Here is a 20,873-nt window from a genome sequence, read left to right as displayed (position 1 = left end):
AGTGATATCTTTATCTTTTTAGTACCTTGTTTTGGGCCGCTTAACCGGATTTTTAAACCTTTTAACCGAATTGAAATGACATTGTAAAGGCTGAGAAACAAAAAAGAAAAAGAGACAGTGGCAGAGGCAGCAGTGAGGTTTGGAAGCCTGGAATGCTTAAAGAATAGAAAAATCTACTAAAAAAGAACTAATGTTCCGTTTTCGTTATCTATATTTACCAGCTCTATGCTATAATAAAAGTGCGTTGGAATTGTGTCTCAAGGGTGGACAGCATTCTTTAATCGGCTTGCAGACAAAGAGCGCCGATTCCTGGGGCAATGTCTGCACTACCTGCCCTGCGCAGGCCCGGGGGGTGCTGCCTATGACGACTTTTCAATCGCTGATGCTGATGATTGCCTTCGCTAGTCTCGTTGTTTCAATCATCTCATTAACACAAAAAAAGTAATCCACCCTTGAGCCGACAAGCAGGGGAGTGGATTACCTTTCACTTTCATTTGCTGATCCCCCTTGAAGGGAATTCTGCGCAAGGCCGCTGGTGTTTGCCGCACCAGGGGTCTTTTTTTAATATGTTTCTTTACATACCAATTATACCCCAATCCAGCTCAAATGAAAATCAATTTAATGAAGGGCAGAACAAAGGAAGAAACAGCTGAGGATGGGACGGCCTGTCTGCTGTAATCTTGGCTTATTTCTTATTTAAAGCTGCCGCCTGCTGTATGGACATTTTTACTGAGAACAGAGTGGTTAGCGGGATATAGCCGGCATTGCGAATCATATAAAGAAGCAAAGCGAAGAGCGGAAAAAGGAGCGAAGCAGCTGGCCGCAGCTGAACATCGTTCAATTGCTCTTGTTGGTTTAAACAGCTGTTAGCCGGCGAGCTGAGGAGAAACGGGTGGAGGGGCCGCCGGAAAACCAATTCAAATCATTGGTGCTCGATCCTTTACATACTTGAGTAGCACTTTTTATGAGATAATGAAAGAGGCGGCTGGAAAGTCATATGCTGCTGCAAAGAGTAAGAGCCAGCTTGTCTCATATCCAGCCGTTTTTAAAAGAGGCCAATATCTCATTTAACTTAAAATGGCTGGAGCCTGTATAGTACAAAAAGGAGTCATAATATGCAAAACAAGTCTTTTTATCAAAAAATCAATTGGGTGATGATTACCCTATTTGCCATTGCAGCTGCCTGGTCTATTTTTTCAACTTTTACAGTACTTGCCCAGCCATCCCCAGCTGACGCAGATGTTCAACAGTCACGGCTGCTGCCTTTTTTCGGGCCGGACCAAGCAGCGGGGCTTGTCATACTAGGCGCTTTAGCCGCTTTGCTTATTTGGAAGTGGAGGCGCCTATTTCCGTTCAATGGGCCGCTTGCTTTAGTTTTAGGAGGCATCGTGTATGCTTGGATCTTTTTTACATTCACAATTGGTTGGATCCGAATGGTTGGAATTTACGGATTTATTCTGGCAGCAGGAATAGGATTTATTATGGTGTTGATTTATGCCATCCTATCTGTTTTTCAAAAAAAATAATGGACGAAAATGCGGACCTGACAGCATTTGTCGGGTTCTTTATTTTTTATCGAAAAAAATTACATTGAAAGTGTTTACAAATCAAAAAGAGTGTTGTACACTTTCAATATAAAGTTTTGAAGGTTCAGAAATAACTAAATGAAATCGATTTCAAATAGCGTTTTCATTTAGTAAGGATCGCTGGATTAGTTACTTAATAATCCTATCAAAACGTCAATAAGCTGTTTTCAGTGAAATCGACTGAAATCGATTTCAGTATCATGCTGCTTGATAAGGCAGTGTAAAGGATACTAAGATCATTAATAAGGCAGTAATGAAAACGCTATATTAAGTGGAGGAGTCTCTTAAAACAGCGTTCTTATTTTTGAAACATGATGAAATCGATTTCAGTCAAACGCTGCTTTTAAGCCGATGGCCAGCTTCTTGTTTATTTTAAAACCGACTTTTCAAGGAGGAATCAAACATGTCAGCAGTAAATTCAGAAGTGAAAACATTACAAAACTACATAAATGGAGAATGGGTGGATTCTCTGTCCAGCCAGACCGAAACGGTTGTAAATCCGGCAACAGGCGAAGAAATTGCCCAGGTGCCGCTTTCTACAAAAGAAGACGTAGACCGTGCGGTGCAGGCAGCAAGCGAAGCGTTTAAAACATGGTCGCAGACGGCTGTTCCAAAGCGTGCACGCGTTCTTTTCAAATATCAGCAGCTTCTTGTGGATAACTGGGAAGAGCTAGCGAAATTGATCACGATTGAAAACGGAAAAAGCTTGTCAGAAGCCATGGGTGAAGTGCAGCGCGGAATTGAATGCGTAGAATTCGCAGCCGGTGCACCGACACTGATGATGGGCAGCCAGCTTCCAGACATCGCTACAAATATCGAATCAGGCATGTACCGTTATCCAGTAGGCGTTGTTGGCGGTATCACACCATTTAACTTCCCAATGATGGTTCCATGCTGGATGTACCCGCTGGCAATCGCATGCGGTAACACATTTGTCCTGAAGCCGTCTGAACGTACGCCGCTTTTAGCAGCGAAATTAGTCGATCTATTCAAAGAAGCCGGCCTTCCAGACGGCGTACTGAACATCGTAAACGGAGCGCATGATGTCGTAAACGGCCTTCTTGAGCACCCGGAAGTAAAAGCCATTTCCTTTGTCGGTTCACAGCCAGTGGCAGAATACGTATACAAAACAGGCGCAGCGAACTTGAAACGTGTACAGGCGCTTGCAGGAGCGAAAAACCACTCCATCGTTTTGGCAGATGCAAATCTTGATCTTGCCGCAAAAGAAGTTACAGCCGCCGCTTTTGGTTCAGCGGGCGAGCGCTGCATGGCTGCAGCCGTTGTAGCAGTAGAAGAAAGCATTGCCGATGAGTTTATCGCAAAACTAAAAGAAGCAGCCGACAACATTCAAATTGGCAACGGTTTAGATGATGGCGTATTCCTTGGCCCAATCATCCGCGAAAATGCGAAACAGCGTACAATCGGTTATATTGAAGCGGGTATCGAGCAGGGTGCCACACTTGTGCGTGACGGCCGCGAAGATGAAGCCGCGAGCGGTGACGGCTACTTCCTTGGCGCTACGATCTTCGACAACGTGACACAGGAGATGACGATCTGGCAGGATGAAATCTTTGCGCCGGTTCTTTCCGTCGTCCGCGTAAAAGACCTGGCAGAAGGTGTGGAGACAGCGAACGCTTCTACACTTGCGAATGGTGCCTGCCTGTACACAGACAGTGCAGCAGCGGTACGCCAGTTCCGTGAAACGATTCACGCAGGCATGCTGGGCATTAACGTTGGAGTGCCGGCGCCGATGGCATTCTTCCCATTCTCAGGCTACAAAAATTCATTCTACGGCGATCTTCATGCGAATGGTAAAGACGGAGTTGAATTCTTTACACGCAAGAAAATGGTCACTGCACGCTACGTGAAGTAATATCTTGAATTTGTCCTGGCTGTCCGGCTCAACCCGGGCAGCAGGCTATTCAAGAAAAAATCAGGAGGTACATAACATGAGCCGCTTGCTTCAAAAACCAATGAAAAACGAACAGTCAGAAGGCGTCACACTCGTACATGACGTCACAAAAGAAAACTCCCCCCTCGAATATGTCGGATTTAAAGTCATTGATCTGGCTCCCGGCGCCACTTACACTGAATCATTAAATAAAACAGAATGCTGCATTGTCGCCCTGACAGGCAAGATTCACGTCACCGAAGGAAGCGAAGAATTCCGTAACCTTGGCACGCGTGAAAATGTCTTCGAAAAAGTGCCGACAGACAGTGTGTATGTTTCCAACGACAAAACATTCCACGTAGAAGGCGCAACGGCTGCCCGGGTAGCACTATGCTATTCCCCTTCCCAGGAGCAGCTGCCGACTGTACTCATTAAAGCCTCGGAGGTCGGCATTGAAAACCGAGGTATTTTAAGCAATAAACGGATGGTTCACAATATCCTGCCGGATTCCGACCCGCGCGCAAACAGTCTGCTTGTCGTAGAAGTGTATACAGAAAGCGGAAACTGGTCGAGCTACCCGCCGCACAAACATGACCAGGACAACCTGCCGGATGAGTCATTCCTAGAAGAATCCTACTATCATGAAATGAATCCGCCGCAGGGCTTTGTGTTCCAGCGTGTGTATACCGATGACCGGTCCATTGATGAAACGATGACCGTTGAAAACAGCGATGTTGTGCTGGTGCCAGCAGGCTATCATCCAGTCGGCGTACCGGATGGCTATGAGTCTTATTACTTAAATGTGATGGCCGGCCCGACACGTATTTGGAAATTTCATAATGATCCAGACCATGAGTGGATTTTAAAACGTTAACCCAATTAAAGGAGCGGTGAAACCGAATGAACTATACATTCAATAATGAAAAAGAACTTGATGTAATCGCCATTGGGCGTGCCTGCATCGACTTAAATGCAAACGAATACAACATGCCGATGGAAGAGACGATGACGTTTACGAAATACGTTGGCGGCTCACCGGCAAACGTGGCCATCGGCAGCGCGAAGCTTGGCTTGAAAGTCGGCTTTATCGGCAAGCTTGCCGATGACCAGCACGGTAGATTCATTGAAAAATACATGCGTGAAGTCGGCGTGGATACATCCAATATGGTGACAGACAAAGAAGGGCATAAAACAGGTCTTGCCTTCACTGAAATTTTAAGCCCGGATGAGTGCAGCATCTTGATGTACCGTGATGATGTAGCAGATTTATACCTTGAGCCATCTGAAGTAAGCGAAGACTACATTCAAAAAGCGAAGATCCTGCTTGTTTCCGGTACAGCGCTGGCAAAAAGCCCGTCACGCGAAGCCGTTTTGAAATCGGTCAGCCTGGCGAAAAAGCACAGCGTGAAAATTGTCTTTGAACTTGACTACCGTCCATATACATGGCAGTCGCCGGAAGAAACAGCCGTTTATTACTCGCTTGTTGCTGAACAGTCCGATATCGTCATCGGCACGCGAGATGAGTTTGATGTAATGGAAAACATCCAGGGCGGCGACAACAACGAAACGATTCAAAACCTATTCAAGCATTCAGCCGATCTTGTTGTGATCAAGCATGGAGTAGAAGGGTCATACGCGTATGCAAAATCGGGAGAAGTATTCCGCGCGCAGGCGTACAAAACAAACGTACTGAAAACATTCGGTGCAGGTGACTCCTACGCATCCGCCTTCCTTTACGCACTTGTCAGCGGGAAAGACATTGAAACGGCTTTGAAGTATGGCAGTGCTTCTGCATCGATTGTAGTCAGCAAGCACAGCTCGTCGGATGCGATGCCCATTGTTTCTGAGATTGAGCAGCTGATTGAATCTGCTGTATACGCATAAAAAATGATTCGTTAAGAGGTGAATAAGGGATGGGAACCATTCGATTAACAACCGCGCAAGCGTTAATTAAATTTTTAAATCAGCAGTACATTCACGTTGATGGCGAAGAAACGCCTTTCGTTGAAGGCATCTTCAACATTTTCGGTCACGGAAACGTACTTGGAATTGGCCAGGCGCTTGAAGAGGATGCAGGCCGTTTGAAAGTCTACCAGGGGAAGAATGAGCAGGGCATGGCGCAGGCGGCAATCGCCTACAGCCGCGAAATGCTCCGCCGCAAAATTTATGCGGTCACGACATCTGCCGGCCCGGGTTCGGCAAACTTGATCGCAGCAGCGGGAACCGCGTTTGCGAACAACATTCCGGTTCTTTTGCTGCCGGCGGATACCTTTGCGACGCGCCAGCCTGACCCGGTGCTTCAGCAGCTGGAGCATGAACACAGCACAGCGGTAACCACAAACGAAGCGTTTATGGCAGTTTCCCGCTACTGGGACCGCGTCACACGCCCGGAACAGTTAATGTCCGCACTGATCCGTGCATTTGAAGTGATGACCGACCCGGCCAAAGCGGGCCCGGCGACCATCTGCATCGCACAGGATGTGGAAGGGGAAGCGTTTGATTACGACGAGCGTTTCTTCGAAAAGCGTGTTCATTATTTGGATCGCAAGCCAGCGGTAGAACGCGAGATTCAAGGCGCGGCAGAGCGGATCAAAGCAAGCAAAAAGCCTGTCATTATTGTGGGCGGCGGTGCCCGTTATTCAGGTGCACGCGACATTTTAAAACAAATTTCCGAAAAGCATAATATTCCGCTTGTAGAAACACAGGCCGGAAAATCAACAGTGGAAGTTTCATTTCCAAATAACCTGGGCGGCGTAGGTATTCTTGGTACGTCGGCTGCAAACAAAGTGGCGCGCGATACAGACCTTGTAATCGGTGTCGGCACACGCTACACAGATTTTACAACATCATCCAAAACACAGTTTGATTTTGACAAAACGTCATTCTTAAATATCAATGTCAGCCGCCTTCAGGCTTACAAGATGGATGGATTCCAGGTTGTCGCGGATGCAAAAACGGCGCTTGAGCAGCTGGCACCTCTTTTGGGAGACTACGAAACCGCATTTGGCGGCCTGCTTTCAGCATGGAAAGAAGAATGGCTGACGGAACGTGACCGTCTGGCGAACGTAACATTTAACCGTGAAAACTTCACGCCGGAAATCAAGGATCAATTTTCTCAGGAAACACTGAATGAATATGCCGATGTACTGGAGACTGAATTCACACAAACAGCCGCTTTGGTCGCTGCCAATGAAGCAGTCGCACCAAACAGCATCGTTATCGGTTCAGCCGGATCCCTTCCAGGCGACCTGCAGCGCTTATGGCATTCTGATGTACCGAACACTTACCACCTGGAATACGGATATTCCTGTATGGGATATGAAGTGGCCGGCGCACTGGGTGCAAAACTCGCTCACCCGGACCGTGAAGTATACGCAGCCGTTGGAGATGGCAGCTTCCTTATGCTTCACACAGAACTTGTAACAGCGCTTCAGTACGATAAAAAAATCAATATTCTCTTGTTTGATAACTCTGGCTACGGATGTATTAATAACCTGCAAATGGATAATGGAAGCGGCTCATACTTCTGTGAGTTCCGTACACACGACAACAAGATTATGAACATCGATTACGCGAAATTGGCAGAAGCCTACGGAGCAAAATCATACAAAGCCAACACAGTAGAAGAATTGAAAGCTGCGCTTGAAGATGCGAAAAAGCAGTCCGTTTCCACTTTGATTGATATGAAAGTGCTTCCGAAAACAATGTCGGATGGCTATGATGGCTGGTGGAACGTGGGCGTCGCTGAAGTATCCGAGTCTGAAAGCGTTCAAAAAGCCTATGCCGCAAGAGCGGAAAAACTAGAAACGGCGAAGATGTATTAATAGGAGGTCCGCACATCATGCAGGATATTTTATGGGGCATTGCTCCAATTGGCTGGCGCAACGATGACATTCCAGAAATCGGCGCTGAAAATACACTATCTCATTTATTAAGCGACATCGTTGTAGCAGGATTTCAAGGGACAGAAGTCGGCGGCTTCTTCCCTGAACCTGCCGTTTTAAAAAAGGAACTGGCATTGCGTAACTTAAAAATTGCGGGCCAGTGGTTTTCAAGCTTTATCATTCGTGATGGCATTGAAAAAGCGTCACAGGAATTTCATGCCCACTGTGCGTATTTAAAAGAAGTGGAAGCAGCGGTTGCAGTGGTTTCCGAACAAACATACAGCATACAGGGTCTTGATAAAAATGTTTTTGCCGAAAAGCCTTACTTTAGCGATGAAGAATGGAACATCCTTTGCGACGGGCTGGATGAACTTGGAAAAATTGCTGACAGCTATGGTTTAAAGCTTGTCTTCCATCATCATATGGGAACCGGTGTGCAGACACTGGAAGAAGTTGACCGTTTAATGGAAGGAACAGACTCAAACCATGTCCACCTTCTATATGATACAGGCCATATTTTTGCTTCAGATGGCGATTATATGACACTTCTTGAAAAACATATGAATCGTATTAAACATGTTCACTTCAAAGATGTTAGAGAGTCGGTAATGGACGAATGCAAACAGCCAGGAAAATCATTTAGAGAATCGTTTTTAGCTGGAATGTTTACAGTGCCAGGAGACGGATGCATTGATTTTAGAAAGCCTTTCCGCTTTCTTGAAGAGCATGGATACAAAGGCTGGATCGTCATTGAAGCAGAACAGGACCCAGCGATTGCCCACCCGCTTGAGTATGCATTGATCGCCCGAAGGTATTTGGACGAATCATTGCTTGCACGCGTGGAGAAATAAAAAGAGGTGCATGAACAATGAACACAAACGCAGCCCCATCATCTTTCTTACGTAAGATTATCATTATTTCGACGCTGGGCGGACTTCTCTTCGGTTATGATACAGGTGTTATCAATGGAGCTCTTCCTTTTATGACAGAAGAGCTGGGCTTAACGCCTGCAACACAAGGGTTCGTAGCAAGTTCGCTTCTCTTCGGTGCCGCACTTGGTGCTTTGTTTGGCGGGCGGCTGTCAGACATTAACGGACGCAGAAAAAACATTTTAATGCTGGCCGTGGTTTTCTTCGTTGCCACTCTTGGATGTACACTTGCACCAAACGTCACCGTTATGATCATTTCTCGTTTCTTGCTTGGGCTGGCGGTAGGCGGAGCATCCGTTACCGTTCCTTCTTACCTGGCAGAAATGTCACCGGCATCACGCCGTGGTCGTATCGTAACGCAAAATGAATTGATGATCGTTAGTGGTCAGCTTTTAGCTTTTGTTTTGAATGCTATCCTTGGTACAACACTCGGCCACGTTGAAGGAATCTGGCGTGTGATGCTGCTGATTGCCGCTCTTCCAGCCATTTTCTTATTCATCGGTATGCTGAAAGTGCCGGAAAGCCCGCGCTGGCTTGTGTCTAAGAAAAGAGACAGTGAGGCACTTGCGGTTTTAAGCCGCATTCGTTCAGAGCAAGAAGCAAAAACTGAACTAGCTGAAATTAAAGCAACATTTACTGAAGAAGAACATACAAAGCAAGCCGGTTTCAAAGATCTTTCCACACCGTGGATTCGCCGCATTATGTTTATTGGTGTCGGTATCGCGGTTGTGCAGCAGATTACGGGTGTAAACTCGATCATGTACTATGGAACAGAGATTTTAAAAGATGCCGGCTTTACAACAGAAGCGGCACTTGTGGGTAATATTGCAAACGGAGCAATTTCCGTACTCGCTACATTCGTTGGTATTTGGCTGTTAGGCAAAATTGGCCGCCGTCCGATGCTGATGGCAGGACTTGCCGGTACAACTCTATGCCTTTTGTTGATTGCCATTTTCTCAAGTGTACTAGAAGGCTCACCAAACTTGCCATACGTTGTTCTTACCTTAACCGTTACATTCCTTGCATTCCAGCAGGGTGCCATTTCACCAGTCACCTGGCTGATGCTTTCTGAGATTTTCCCGCTGCAATTACGTGGTTTTGGAATGGGCTTAACCGTATTATTCTTATGGCTTGTCAACTTCTTAGTCGGCTTATCATTCCCGATCATGCTTTCAACAGTAGGACTATCCGGAACATTCTATATTTTTGTAGCACTTGGCGTCCTGGCAATTGGATTTGTAGCAAAATTCCTTCCAGAAACGAAAGGGCTTACGCTTGAACAATTAGAGCAAAAGTTCCGCAATCACGGTAAAAAACCAGCGGTAGCAAGCTATACAGAAAATAAACGCGCTTAATGATGTAAGCGTTATAAAAGTGAGAATATCAGGGAGGAAATCAATCATGACATTGAAATTTGGAGTAATTGGAACAGGGGCTATTGGCCGCGAACACATTAAACGCATTACAAACAGTTTAGCAGGCGGGAAAATCGTTGCGGTAACAGATATGAATCTTGAATCTGCAAAACTAGCTGTTGAGCAATACGGACTTGAGGCAGTTGTCCATGAAGACGATAAAGCTCTTTGCCAGGATCCGAACGTAGATGCCGTTTTGGTTACAAGCTGGGGTCCGGCGCACGAACAAAACGTATTAAACGCAATAGAAGCAGGCAAGTACGTATTTTGTGAAAAACCGCTTGCAACAACGGCGGAAGGCGCAATGAAAATCGTCCAGGCTGAAATGGCACACGGGAAAAAGCTAGTTCAAGTAGGCTTTATGCGCCGTTATGATCCAGGATATGTTCAATTAAAAGAAGCAATTGATGCGAATGAAATCGGTGATCCATTGATGGTCCGCTGTGTACACCGCAATCCGGAAGTACCAGAAACATACGGAACAGAAATGGCCATTGTTGATACACTCATTCACGAAATTGACGTGCTGCACTGGCTGATTAATGATGACTATAAATCAGTACAAGTATTATATCCGAAAAAAACAGCACGCGCTCATGCAGGCTTGAAAGATCCGCAAATCATTATTTTAGAAACAAAATCAGGCATCATTATTAACGCGGAAGTGTTCGTAAACTGCCACTATGGTTATGACATTCAATGTGAAGTCATCGGTGAGGACGGTGTAGCTTACCTGCCGGAGCCGGCAAGCATCGTGACACGCAAGAGCGCGAAGCTTTCTACGAGCATTATGACAGACTGGAAAGACCGCTTCATTGATGCCTACGACGTAGAGCTGCAGGACTTTATGGATTCAATCAAAGCAACAGGTGAGCCGAACGGACCGACTTCATGGGACGGCTACATCGCCGCTGTAACAGCGGATGCATGCGTGAAAGCACAGCAGTCCGGCCAGAAAGAAGACGTAGCGCTCGAAGAAAAACCAGCATTCTACCAAAAGCAGACAGCAGCTGTAAACTAACAATGGTGCCGGCTTGGCCGGCTCCGTAACGATGATAGATAAATAGGAGGAATTTGAAATGAAACTAGCACTTGATCCAACGATGTATGCCGATCTTTCTTTAAGAGAAATGGTAGATAAAACAGCGGAGCTTGGCTATGACTACATTGAGCTTTCACCGCGCGAGGATTTCTGCCCCTTCTACAAGTACCCTAAAGTAGACAGTGCAAAAATTAAAAACTTAAAACGCTACTGCCGTGATGCAGGCGTTCAGATTTCTTCTCTTCTTCCTCTTTACTACTGGGCAGGCCCAGACGAAGACCGCCGCCAGGCAGCCGTACGCAACTGGAAACGTGCCATCGAGGTAGCCGTTGAATTGGAAGTAGATTTAATGAACAGTGAATTCAATGGATCTAAATTCAATCCGGTTGTATGTGAAGAGCAGTTTATCCGTTCTATGGATGAATTGCTGCCAATCTTTGAACGCGAAGGCATTAAATTGAACCTTCAAGCGCATCCATATGATTTCATTGAAACACATGACGGTGCGATGGATATGATCCGTGCATTGGATAAAGACTGGATTAATCTTGTATACTCTACAGCTCACACGTTCTACTATGACAACGGTAAAGGCGATATCGCGCCAATGTTTGATTCAGCAGGCGACCGCCTGACGCACGTTTTATTTGCGGATACATTTAACCATATGGCATCAGACGGCCTTCGCTACATTGTGAACCCGCCGGCAGTAGAAGCAACGGTTCACCAGCATTTGAACATCGGTGAAGCAGAAGTAGATTTCGATACAATTTTCCGCAAGCTGAAAGAAATGAACTTTGATGGCATCGCAACAAACGCTGTATTTGCCTGGAAAGACAAAGCGGACTGGTCAAGTAGACTTATGCTTCAAAAAATGAAAGAAGGTCTTGGGTTAACGGAGAAAGTCGAGGGCTGATTGTATGTTAGTATCAATGAAAGACATGCTGCAAAAAGCAAAGCAGGGCGGCTACGCCGTCGGCCAGTACAATATTAACGGACTGGAATTTGCCCAGGCGTTTTTGCAGGCAGCAGAAGAAGAACGAGCGCCCATTATTTTGGCCTCATCCGACCGGCTTGTGGATTACCTGGGCGGCTTCACAACGATTGCTGCGATGGTCAAGGCACTGATGGAGGAATTAAATATTACCGTGCCAGTTGCGCTTCATTTAGATCACGGCATGAGCGTTGAGCGCTGTAAGAAGGCGATTGATGCAGGCTATACGTCTGTCATGATCGACGGCTCCCACAGCCCAATCGATGAAAATATTGCGATGACGAAGGAAGTCGTCGCGTATGCAAAGGAAAAAGGAGCCACAGTTGAAGCAGAAGTCGGTACAGTCGGCGGGCAGGAAGATGGCATGGTCGGTGGTATTCAATATGCGGATCTGGATGAATGCATTCGAATCGTTGAGGAAGCCGGCATTGATGCACTGGCCGCGGCACTTGGTTCGGTCCATGGCCCGTATCAGGGTGAGCCGCAGCTTGGCTTTGATGAAATGAAAGAAATTTCGGAGAAAACGGACGTGCCGCTTGTCCTGCACGGCGGCTCCGGCATTCCGCTTCACCAGCTTCAGCGTGCCATAGAGCTTGGCCACGCAAAAATTAATGTAAACACAGAAAGCATCCAGGCATGGACCGCCTCTGTCCGTGAAACATTAAGCCGAAATCCGGATGTATACGAGCCGCGTCTTGTTTTACTGCCTGCCATTGAAGCAGTAAAGGACGCTGTAAAAGGGAAAATGAGAGAATTTAACACGAGCGGCAAAGCCTAATACGCTTGTCTGGTATCAAGAGAGAGGAGCTGGTCCATTGCATAGGACGGCTCCTTTTTCTCAAAGAGCCGAAGAGCAGGATGTGAGCATGTGAACAAACGCAGTCAAAGATTGTTGTTACTGATTTCTTTTCTTTTTTGGTTTTCGCACTTTATTTATATTCCGATGCTCTCTCCTTACATCGAGCAGATAGGGGGCACATATACCTTTATCGGCATCGTTTTGGCAAGCTACGGACTTATGCAGTTTTTGTTTCGCCTTCCCATCGGTATCGGGTCAGACCTTTGGAACAAACGGAAAGGCTTTGTTGTGGCCGGTATGGCAGTCAGTATGTTCAGCTGCCTTGCTTTTGCGCTGACTGAAAGCCTTGGATGGGTGCTCCTGTCCCGTTCACTGGCGGGCATCGCTGCCGCCACCTGGGTGGCTTTTACCATTCTTTTTTCAAGCTACGCAGCGGAGCGGAATTTGCACCGGGCCATGGGCCGCCTGTCTTTTGCCGTTGTATTTGCCCAGCTGCTCGGGATGGCGCTCAGTGCGTGGATCGTGGAAGAATGGGGCTGGCATGCACCTTACTGGTTCGGAGCTGCTTTCGGAGCCGCGGGCCTGCTGCTTTCGCTGTTTGTAGCAGAAGGAAAAACAGAAACAAAACGGGAGCCGGTTCGGCTGAAGGAGCTCGGAACAGCGCTGAAGGAACCGATGCTCTTAAAAGTATCGCTGCTGTCCATATTAGCGCACAGCATCATGTTTACCACGATGTTCGGTTTTACGACTGATTATGCGCTGTCAGCCGGCATGCGGGCGGGTGACATCACAATTCTTGTATTTGCTTTTATGGTGCCGCATGCTGTCTCTACATTGTTAAGCGGCAGCTGGTTTGTCCCGAAGCTGGGTAAATGGGGCACGCTGCAGGTCGCTTTTTCTGCCGCGGCAATTTTTACTTTTCTTATGCCGTTCGCGGATGCAAAAGCAGCCTTGATTGGTTTGCAGCTCGTAAATGGATTTGCCCTTGGCCTTTTGTTTCCGCTTTTTCTTGGTATGGCTGTAGAAGACATTCCGCACGCCAAGCGGGCAACGGCGATGGGGGCCTACCAGGCTCTTTATGCTGTCGGCATGTTCGCCGGCCCTTTTTTAGCCGGTATTTTAAACACGTATTTTGGACTGGAAGCAAGCTTTTATTTCTCCGGTGCTGTTGGTGTATTAGGCGCTTTGTTTAGTTTTAAATGGCAAGGGGAAATGAAAACGGAATCAATATTTAAACATAATAATGAGAGTTCGTTATAATAGAGATAATAAGAACGGAACAGGGAAAAGGCAGGTGAACAATATGATGAAAATGAGAGATGTGGCCAAACGGGCGAATGTATCTCCGGCTACTGTGTCCCGGGTGCTTCGCCAGCCAGATTTGGTCAGCAAAGAAACGAAAGAAAAAGTAATGCGGGTAATTAACGAATTAAACTACAAACCGCATATGATCGCCAGCCAGTTCCGCACGCGTGAAACAAAAACGATTTTAGTGGTGGTGCCGGATATCACCCGTCCGTTTTTTTCCGAAGTGCTGCGCGGTATTGAGCATACAGCGCTTCAAAATGGTTATCAGGTTATTTTGGGTGACACAGAAAATCAGGTTGAGCGGGAAAGAGAATACATTGAGCTTCTATATAGAAAACAGGCAGACGGTGCCGTACTGCTAACCGCCCGTATGGATCGGGACAGCCTGGAAGAATTATCGTCCCAGTTTCCAATCGTTCTTGCTTGTGAATATATGGATGGCCTGGACATTCCGACGGTTTCGATTGACAACATCAGCAGTGCCCGCAAAATAACGGAGCATTTGATCCATGTCGGGCACCGGAAGATTGCGCATATCTGTGGCCCTATGGATATTATCTTAAGCCGGGACCGGCTGCGCGGTTACAAGCAGGCAATGATGGGCCATGACCTGCCGATTGATCCTGCCTGGGTGCAGGAAGGAGATGATGGGCTGGATTCAGGCTACAATCAAATGGTGAAACTGCTGGCGCTTGAAGATCGTCCGACAGCTGTGTTTGTGTTTAATGACGAAATGGCGCTTGGCTCAATTAAAGCAGTCAAAGATCACGGCCTCCGCGTACCGGAAGATATAGCTATCGTCGGATTTGATAACCTGCGGATGGCGTCTCTTTTCACTCCTTACATGACGACGATCGATCAGCCGAAATATGAGATTGGCCAAAAAGCAACGGATTTGCTTTTAACGCTTTTAAAAGGCGGCTCAATTGACCGGAAAAAATTCGTCATGAAAGACGAGCTGATTATTCGGGAATCATGCGGGTTTTATCAAAAAGAGCAATTGTTTGGAGCGGCCGAAGGGGTTTAGCCCCTTCTCATTCTGGCAATAGGAAAAGGGTGGAAAAAAGTAAAAGGAGATGTATACATAATGACAAAGCTTGTGCAGATCGGCAAAACAGACTTGCATGTAAACCCGATTGGCTTTGGTGCCAATGCGGTAGGGGGGCATAACTTATATCCAAACCTGGATGAAGAAGCCGGCCGTGATATGGTGCGTACAGCGCTTGACCATGATGTTAACTTTCTTGATACAGCTTTTATCTACGGACCGAAGCGTTCGGAAGAATTGATTGGGGAAGTGTTAAAAGAGCGGGGGAATCGATCAGAAGCTGTGATTGCCACAAAAGCAGCACATGTTTTAACCGATGACGGCGAAAAATTCGACAATTCCCCGGCTTTCTTAAAAAATGCCATAGACGAGGCCTTGAAACGCCTGCAAACGGATTATATTGACTTGTTTTATATTCATTTTCCAGATGAACAAACACCGAAGGATGAAGCGGTTGGAGCCTTAAAGGAATTGAAAGATGCGGGGAAAATCCGCCATATCGGTGTCTCTAATTTCTCTCTTGATCAGTTGAAGGAAGCGAACAAAGACGGTCATGTCGATGTTTTTCAGGGAGAATACAATCTGCTTGCACGCGGTGCGGAAAAAGAATTGTTCCCGTACCTTACTGAGAAAAACATTTCATTTGTGCCATATTTCCCGCTTGCATCCGGGCTTTTAACAGGCAAGTACGATAAAAATGCAACATTTGACGATCTTCGCAACGGCCTGCCATACTTCCAAAAAGGAGCATTTGAAGCGAATCTTGAAAAAGTCGATCAAATTCGTCCGATTGCAGAAAGCAAAGGGGTAGAACTGGCTCATTTAGTGCTGGCATGGTACTTAACACGCGATGCGATTGATGTCATCATTCCAGGTGCAAAACGTTCTGAACAAGTATTAAACAACTTAAAAACATTGGATGTTCAGCTTACACAAGAAGAAATCAGCAAAATTGACCAGGTGTTTCAATAATGATAAAAAAGCTGCCCCCGCATAAGGGCAGCTTTTTTATCGGCCGGCTTTTTCAGGAAAAAGCTTAAAAAAACGGCTTAACATTTTTCAAATAAGCCGAAAGAGGAAAAGCGCTGCCGTTATATTAAATGCAGCGCTTTTTTCGATGAGTCTATGATATATTGAACATCTGCTATTAGCTCATCGGCTGTTTCATAAGGCTGATCCAGCTGGAGCATTCGACGAATCACATACCTTGCTGGAGAAGAAAGCGTCAGTTCTTCTTCCCAGCTTTTTTCTTTTTTGGACGAAGGCTCAAATGTGGAATACAGCAAAAACAGGACAAAATGACCGAGTGCAAAAAAGTCGCTTCGAACAGACAGCTCCCGAAAAAGCGGGTGCTCTTTTTTTCGTCTGTGCCTGGAGGAAGGGCTGCTGCCAAGAATCCGTGCGAGGCCAAAGTCGATTACATGCACAGCCGTCCCATCCCACAAAATATTTGGAATGCGCAAGTCCCGATGAACAATTCCTTGGCGATGAAAGTATTGGACGACATAAAGGACCTCCAGTAGGATTTGAAATGCTTCTTTTTCAGTATACCGTTGATTTTGATGGAAAATTAACTCCTCAAAATTGGGAGCGTTTATCGAGTCCATCACAAAAAACGGCACGCCATTTCTTTTAAAAGCAGCAACAAACCGGGGGATGGCCGGGTGGCGAAGCTGCTGTAAAAAATGAGCTTCCTGCCAAAAGAAGTTTACCTCAGCCGGCTTGTGACGTTTACGGTTGCGCAGCTGTTTAACCACTACATCCCCGCCCGTTTGTAAATCTTTCGCTTTGTACGTGAGGCCATAGCTGCCCCTGCCAAGCAGGCCTGACAGCCGAAACCGGCCGCCAACGAGGATGCCTGGCTTTAACGGTCGTTCAATCAGCTTAGAAAACATCATATGCATACGCTTCAGCTGCTGTAAGAGCTGGAAGAAGAGCCGCGTTTTTTCTTATAGTAATGGTGTCCATGCTTTGAAGAGTGATGGGAATGCTTTCGAGATCGGTGATCACTGCTGGAATAACGGCGGCTGTGAGAAGATTTTTGATTCAGTACTTGTTGAAGAAGTTTCTTTAACATGAAATCCCTACTTTCCTGTTTTTCTTTTCTACGAAACAAATAAAAAAAGGTTTCATCTTTTGTTTCATTTTTTTATTTTCAGCCATAAGACGTCTCGCAGAAGATCAGTGTACATGTTCCACTATATTCATATGCTTAAACAGGTAAAAAAGAATAAGGATTCTTTTATTCTATCAGCAGAAAAGAATAAGTGGGAATGCTGGGCGAGCGGAACCAAATCCGCTATACTATTCATATTGTGAAACAAAATGGGCTTCTGGACGAGCGCTTTTTTGTTTTGTTGGAAAAGAGGGGGATAAATTGGAAAAAACACGTACCATTAAGCGGACGCAGATGGCGATTCTTCTCGGAACGCTCGGAGCGATGGGTCCATTTACGATTGATATGTACCTGCCGTCGTTTCCGACGATTGCCAATGACTACGGGACAACTGCGTCGCTTGTCCAAATCAGCTTAACGGCTTGTTTAATCGGCCTTGCTTTGGGGCAGCTTGTAATCGGGCCGATGAGTGATGTGCGCGGACGGAAAAAACCGCTGGCCTTCTTTTTATTTTTATATTTTGCGGCTTCTCTTTTCTGTGCCTTTGCACCGTCTATTTATTTGTTTATTGCCGGTCGTGTTGTTCAAGGATTTTCAGCAGCAGCCGGTCTTGTTGTTTCCCGGGCAGTTGTGCGGGATATGTACAGCGGGCGTGAACTGACCAAATTTTTTGCGATGCTTATGCTTGTCAACAATCTTGGGCCAATTTTAGCGCCAATTGTCGGAGGCGGCGTGCTCGCCTTTACAGACTGGTCCGGTGTATTTCTTGTCCTTAGCGCAATCGGCATTGGGTTAATGCTTGTCGTAACATGGAAAATGGATGAAACGCTTCCAGTCGAACGGCGCCAGCCAAGCAGCATTGCCCAAACGTTTAAAAGCTTCGGTTCTCTTGTGAAAAACCGGGAATTCATGGGCTACGCGCTTGCACAGGGCTTTATGGTCGGCGGGATCTTTGCTTATGTTTCAGGTACACCTTTCGTGTATCAAAATATTTATGGCGCATCTCCCCAGCTGTTCAGCCTGCTGTTTGGTATGAACGGCATTGGCATTATGATCGGCTCGCAAGTGGTCGGCCGGTTTTCAGATACCATTTCAGAAGCCAGATTTTTGCGGTTCGGCTTGTGGATGTCGGCAATATCAAGCATCGTGCTCGTTATCATGGTATTGATTCATGGGCCGCTTTATTCAATCGTTATTCCTATTTTCTTTTTTGTTTCTTCAATTGGTATCATTGGTACATCCGCTTTCTCTCTTGCGATGGAAACACAAGGGCATATTGCCGGCAGTGCGTCAGCGCTTCTTGGCCTGCTTCCATTTGCGCTTGGGTCACTGACGGCGCCGCTTGTCGGCATTGCTGGTGAAAATACGGCTGTTCCAATGGGGCTGACGATCTTCGGTGCCAGCATGCTGTCGATGATTGCGTATTTCGGGCTCGCCCGGGGCACTAAAAAAGCTTAGAAATGTAAGAGTTATATTAGGCTGTCGACTTTGTCGACAGCCTTTTCGCTTAAAAAATCCCTTGCGGTTTTGTTCATTTTATCTCTGTAAAAGAAATATTGAACAGAAATCGAATTGATGGTTTTCACTATAAAAAAAGTTTTTATGAATGCCAATTTTCGACAAACAATTTCCAGTTATTTTGTTACAATATGAAAACAATCGTAAAAAAGTTACAAGTATATAGAACAAAAGGTAAACTGATTGAAAGGTCAGGACACAAAGCTTCAGGTCTAAGGTCTTTGTTAAAAGATGATGATGGCTGGGCTGCTTCATAAAATGGAGGATGTTTAATGTTAGAACAGGAGAAAATCGAGACACAAACATTAGATTCTGAATGGATTGAGTTGATGCAGGCTGCCAAAGACTTAGGTCTATCTATTGAAGAAATAAGAGAATTTTTAACGGCGTTTAAAACCTCCAACCCTGCCCCTGCCTAATAAAAAATTTTAGAAAAGTAGTTTCTACAGTGTAAAATCTATTCTTTAAGTTAAATAAGCTTATGTGTGAAGTATTGACTTTATATACAATTTTATTCATATAATAAGGTTAATACGCGTATTAAGTGTAAAGCTGGCATAAACTCGCTGTAGATCATACTAGAAGGAAGCAATCTGACACGGTGAAAATAAGCTGAATTTTTTGTTTATTTTTAAGTGGCTTAAAAAAGGATCGAATTTGACCCAGGAAAATAGTCTTTATTTTAATTGCTATTTTTATGTTAACAGCTATCGGAGCGGCACTTTAGTCTTTTTCTATTAAATGCGCTGCCGGAAAACCAACTCAAACAGATCGATGCTTGTCTCCGAATTAATGCCTGGTGATATTGAGAAGTAATCAAACATTTTCATCAAAACAGCTCCACGCCATAAAGGTGTGGAGCTGTTTTAGTTTCCAATCTCAAAAGATGCTGCCAGCCAAAATTCCGTTCCATACACACTGCGTCCATTTTCATCAATAGAAAAAGAACGAAACGCTTTGACGATTCTGTACTTGCCCGCTTCAAGCGGTTTTTGGAGGCGGCCAAGGTCAACTGTTTCAATGGTTTGCTTGCGGGGTGGAGCCAACAGTGCAATTTCTTCGAAAGCATCCCTGTTTTTTTGGAATGGAACAGCATACCAGGCACCGTCCAGCTGCTGTTCAATTCGGAAGGCGCGTCCATATGTAAAATCAGTATTACGCCCATTTTGAATCATCAGTCTTAAGGCGCTGTCAGATACGTTCTGCACTGTAAGAGACAGCCCGCTTTTTTGTGCGGCCATTTCCTGCATGGGTACGGCTTTTTCGGCTGCCGGCCCGGGCTCAGGTTGGCCGGGCTGGCAGGCCGACAGCAGCATCACACAAGCCGCTATATGGACAAGCCGTTTGTTCATGCAGCCTTCACCAGCTGAAGATCCAGCACAATCTTTACGTCGTCCTCAATATGCACGCCTCCTGTTTCGAGCGTTAAACCATAATCGCTGCGTTTAATGACGGCTTTTGCCTGGAAACGGGCGGTTTCACCTGTTTCGGAATTCTGTTTCTCATGAAATGTAACAAAAAAGGATTCTGTCCGGGTTACGCCGTGCAGGGAAAGGTCGCCGACGAGTTCGTATTGCCCATTCTCCTGATCCAAAATATTGTTAGCGATAAACCGTACTTCTGCGTATTTTTCCACATCAAAAAACTTCTCTGATACCAAGTGGGCATCAAGTTCTTTATTGCCTGTTTGTATGGTGGACAGTTCCACATTAAACGAGATGTTCGCTGTTACGAAATGATCTGCCTCGGCTTCAACCGTCGCTTCATATGAAGGGAAGGAGCCTTTCACATGATTGACAGCGGCATAAACCTGGCTCTGGGATTTATCCACGACCCATGTTGGTTTGTCCATATCAAAGTCCCCCTTAATCTTTTCTTTTTTTCATTATTTCCCTGCATTGTCACGAATAAAACAAACAGCAAGCCAGGACATACTAAGTAAAGAGGAGGTGAGCAAGTGGACAAGAAAACGGATTATAAAGAATTGTACAATGTACGGGACCAGTTGACCTTGATTCCAGAAGAATTTCCAGAAGGAGCTTATGGACAGCCAATTGATAACGAAGAACCAGTGGAAGGAAAAAGTACGCCGTGGAAAAAAGACCAGCACGTGGCGAGCAACTTTACGTACGAATTTAAGCATCTGCATGAAAATCGCCCCAGAGAATATCCGGGGGCACATCCTACACACGATGAAAAATAATTTGATCAACGGCGCCTTTTCCTTAAAAGAAAGGTGCCGTTTTTAATGAAAGAGACTGAACTTTTCTTTTTTTTGCTGTACTATAAGTATTTGCTAATGGTTGATATAATTAAAACCGACTTGACTTGTAGGAATAATAC

At 45.8% G+C, this 20,873-nt stretch carries 20 protein-coding genes and 1 riboswitch; of the genes, 17 read left to right on the top strand and 3 right to left on the bottom strand.

Translation table 11 applies throughout. The features are described from left to right. The first annotated feature begins 190 nt into the window (after positions 1–190). The 14 genes from L2D08_RS24410 (at position 191) to L2D08_RS00105 (ending at position 15,868) form a co-directional block, all read left to right on the top strand. A complete protein-coding gene (locus L2D08_RS24410; protein ID WP_375337550.1) occupies positions 191–445 on the top strand; it encodes a putative holin-like toxin in 255 nt (84 codons plus the stop codon). 670 nt (positions 446–1,115) lie between these two features. Then, complete coding sequence (locus tag L2D08_RS00165) at positions 1,116–1,526, top strand: hypothetical protein (RefSeq protein WP_242231677.1); 411 nt, start codon at positions 1,116–1,118, stop codon at positions 1,524–1,526. A gap of 463 nt (positions 1,527–1,989) precedes the next feature. Continuing rightward, positions 1,990–3,459 carry a CoA-acylating methylmalonate-semialdehyde dehydrogenase gene (locus L2D08_RS00160; RefSeq protein ID WP_242231676.1) on the top strand — a complete coding sequence of 490 codons (1,470 nt, stop codon included), beginning with the start codon at positions 1,990–1,992 and terminating at the stop codon, positions 3,457–3,459. A gap of 76 nt (positions 3,460–3,535) precedes the next feature. Then, complete coding sequence (gene iolB / locus L2D08_RS00155) at positions 3,536–4,351, top strand: 5-deoxy-glucuronate isomerase (protein ID WP_242231675.1); 816 nt, start codon at positions 3,536–3,538, stop codon at positions 4,349–4,351. A 26-nt stretch (positions 4,352–4,377) separates the two neighbouring features. After that, positions 4,378–5,361, top strand: a complete 984-nt coding sequence (gene iolC, locus L2D08_RS00150; RefSeq protein WP_242231674.1) for a 5-dehydro-2-deoxygluconokinase — start codon at positions 4,378–4,380, stop codon at positions 5,359–5,361. 29 nt (positions 5,362–5,390) lie between these two features. After that, on the top strand, positions 5,391–7,301 hold the full coding sequence (iolD, locus tag L2D08_RS00145) for a 3D-(3,5/4)-trihydroxycyclohexane-1,2-dione acylhydrolase (decyclizing) (protein WP_242231673.1): 1,911 nt from the start codon (positions 5,391–5,393) through the stop codon (positions 7,299–7,301). A gap of 17 nt (positions 7,302–7,318) precedes the next feature. Further along, the gene (gene iolE / locus L2D08_RS00140; protein ID WP_242231672.1) at positions 7,319–8,212 is read left to right on the top strand and encodes a myo-inosose-2 dehydratase; all 894 of its coding nucleotides are present in this window, start codon (positions 7,319–7,321) and stop codon (positions 8,210–8,212) included. A gap of 17 nt (positions 8,213–8,229) precedes the next feature. Next, positions 8,230–9,645 (top strand): sugar porter family MFS transporter, encoded by a 1,416-nt coding sequence (locus L2D08_RS00135; RefSeq protein WP_242231671.1) that lies wholly within the window; start codon positions 8,230–8,232, stop codon positions 9,643–9,645. Between the two features lie 46 nt (positions 9,646–9,691). Next, positions 9,692–10,726: a bifunctional inositol 2-dehydrogenase/D-chiro-inositol 1-dehydrogenase gene (iolG, locus tag L2D08_RS00130; RefSeq protein WP_242231670.1), complete on the top strand. Its 1,035-nt coding sequence runs from the start codon at positions 9,692–9,694 to the stop codon at positions 10,724–10,726. A 58-nt stretch (positions 10,727–10,784) separates the two neighbouring features. Continuing rightward, on the top strand, positions 10,785–11,663 hold the full coding sequence (locus tag L2D08_RS00125; RefSeq protein WP_242231668.1) for a sugar phosphate isomerase/epimerase family protein: 879 nt from the start codon (positions 10,785–10,787) through the stop codon (positions 11,661–11,663). A gap of 4 nt (positions 11,664–11,667) precedes the next feature. Continuing rightward, positions 11,668–12,519, top strand: coding sequence for a class II fructose-1,6-bisphosphate aldolase (gene fba / locus L2D08_RS00120; protein ID WP_242231666.1), 852 nt, complete (start codon positions 11,668–11,670; stop codon positions 12,517–12,519). 90 nt (positions 12,520–12,609) lie between these two features. Continuing rightward, positions 12,610–13,800 carry an MFS transporter gene (locus tag L2D08_RS00115; protein ID WP_242231663.1) on the top strand — a complete coding sequence of 397 codons (1,191 nt, stop codon included), beginning with the start codon at positions 12,610–12,612 and terminating at the stop codon, positions 13,798–13,800. Positions 13,801–13,843: 43 nt separating this feature from the next. Continuing rightward, positions 13,844–14,875, top strand: a complete 1,032-nt coding sequence (locus L2D08_RS00110; RefSeq protein WP_242231662.1) for a LacI family DNA-binding transcriptional regulator — start codon at positions 13,844–13,846, stop codon at positions 14,873–14,875. Between the two features lie 60 nt (positions 14,876–14,935). Beyond that, a complete protein-coding gene (locus L2D08_RS00105) occupies positions 14,936–15,868 on the top strand; it encodes an aldo/keto reductase (RefSeq protein ID WP_242231660.1) in 933 nt (310 codons plus the stop codon). 119 nt (positions 15,869–15,987) lie between these two features. On the opposite strand, the gene L2D08_RS00100 is transcribed toward L2D08_RS00105, so the two are convergent. Then, positions 15,988–16,800, bottom strand: coding sequence for a serine/threonine protein kinase (locus tag L2D08_RS00100; protein ID WP_242231658.1), 813 nt, complete (start codon positions 16,798–16,800; stop codon positions 15,988–15,990). Positions 16,801–17,273: 473 nt separating this feature from the next. Between L2D08_RS00100 and L2D08_RS00095 the strand changes: the two genes are divergently transcribed. After that, the gene (locus L2D08_RS00095; protein ID WP_255821762.1) at positions 17,274–18,470 is read left to right on the top strand and encodes a Bcr/CflA family multidrug efflux MFS transporter; all 1,197 of its coding nucleotides are present in this window, start codon (positions 17,274–17,276) and stop codon (positions 18,468–18,470) included. 223 nt (positions 18,471–18,693) lie between these two features. Beyond that, positions 18,694–18,784, top strand: a riboswitch (cyclic di-GMP riboswitch). Positions 18,785–18,802: 18 nt separating this feature from the next. Continuing rightward, positions 18,803–18,949 (top strand): anti-repressor SinI family protein, encoded by a 147-nt coding sequence (locus L2D08_RS00090; protein ID WP_242231657.1) that lies wholly within the window; start codon positions 18,803–18,805, stop codon positions 18,947–18,949. Between the two features lie 447 nt (positions 18,950–19,396). Here the strand turns inward: L2D08_RS00090 and L2D08_RS00085 are convergent, their stop codons facing one another. Both L2D08_RS00085 and L2D08_RS00080 read right to left on the bottom strand, forming a co-directional pair. Further along, entirely contained in the window at positions 19,397–19,882 is a 486-nt protein-coding gene (locus tag L2D08_RS00085; protein WP_242231655.1) for an immunoglobulin-like domain-containing protein, read from the bottom strand. Beyond that, entirely contained in the window at positions 19,879–20,382 is a 504-nt protein-coding gene (locus L2D08_RS00080) for a YceI family protein (protein ID WP_242231653.1), read from the bottom strand. Before L2D08_RS00080 ends, L2D08_RS00085 begins: the two co-directional genes overlap by 4 nt. Positions 20,383–20,487: 105 nt before the next feature. Between L2D08_RS00080 and L2D08_RS00075 the strand changes: the two genes are divergently transcribed. Further along, on the top strand, positions 20,488–20,733 hold the full coding sequence (locus tag L2D08_RS00075) for a hypothetical protein (protein WP_375337549.1): 246 nt from the start codon (positions 20,488–20,490) through the stop codon (positions 20,731–20,733). Positions 20,734–20,873: the final 140 nt, after the last annotated feature.

It is taken from the genome of Domibacillus sp. PGB-M46, assembly GCF_022668875.1.
GTDB lineage: Bacteria > Bacillota > Bacilli > Bacillales > Domibacillaceae > Domibacillus.
This window is presented reverse-complemented; position numbering and strand designations above follow the sequence as displayed.

Coding starts and splice junctions, on each gene's coding strand:
- L2D08_RS24410 (WP_375337550.1), top strand. CDS start 191: ATGTTCCGTTTTCGTTATCTATATTTACCAGCTCTATGCTATAATAAA.
- L2D08_RS00165 (WP_242231677.1), top strand. CDS start 1,116: ATGCAAAACAAGTCTTTTTATCAAAAAATCAATTGGGTGATGATTACC.
- L2D08_RS00160 (WP_242231676.1), top strand. CDS start 1,990: ATGTCAGCAGTAAATTCAGAAGTGAAAACATTACAAAACTACATAAAT.
- iolB (WP_242231675.1), top strand. CDS start 3,536: ATGAGCCGCTTGCTTCAAAAACCAATGAAAAACGAACAGTCAGAAGGC.
- iolC (WP_242231674.1), top strand. CDS start 4,378: ATGAACTATACATTCAATAATGAAAAAGAACTTGATGTAATCGCCATT.
- iolD (WP_242231673.1), top strand. CDS start 5,391: ATGGGAACCATTCGATTAACAACCGCGCAAGCGTTAATTAAATTTTTA.
- iolE (WP_242231672.1), top strand. CDS start 7,319: ATGCAGGATATTTTATGGGGCATTGCTCCAATTGGCTGGCGCAACGAT.
- L2D08_RS00135 (WP_242231671.1), top strand. CDS start 8,230: ATGAACACAAACGCAGCCCCATCATCTTTCTTACGTAAGATTATCATT.
- iolG (WP_242231670.1), top strand. CDS start 9,692: ATGACATTGAAATTTGGAGTAATTGGAACAGGGGCTATTGGCCGCGAA.
- L2D08_RS00125 (WP_242231668.1), top strand. CDS start 10,785: ATGAAACTAGCACTTGATCCAACGATGTATGCCGATCTTTCTTTAAGA.
- fba (WP_242231666.1), top strand. CDS start 11,668: ATGTTAGTATCAATGAAAGACATGCTGCAAAAAGCAAAGCAGGGCGGC.
- L2D08_RS00110 (WP_242231662.1), top strand. CDS start 13,844: ATGATGAAAATGAGAGATGTGGCCAAACGGGCGAATGTATCTCCGGCT.
- L2D08_RS00105 (WP_242231660.1), top strand. CDS start 14,936: ATGACAAAGCTTGTGCAGATCGGCAAAACAGACTTGCATGTAAACCCG.
- L2D08_RS00100 (WP_242231658.1), bottom strand. CDS start 16,800: ATGCATATGATGTTTTCTAAGCTGATTGAACGACCGTTAAAGCCAGGC.
- L2D08_RS00090 (WP_242231657.1), top strand. CDS start 18,803: ATGTTAGAACAGGAGAAAATCGAGACACAAACATTAGATTCTGAATGG.
- L2D08_RS00085 (WP_242231655.1), bottom strand. CDS start 19,882: ATGAACAAACGGCTTGTCCATATAGCGGCTTGTGTGATGCTGCTGTCG.
- L2D08_RS00080 (WP_242231653.1), bottom strand. CDS start 20,382: ATGGACAAACCAACATGGGTCGTGGATAAATCCCAGAGCCAGGTTTAT.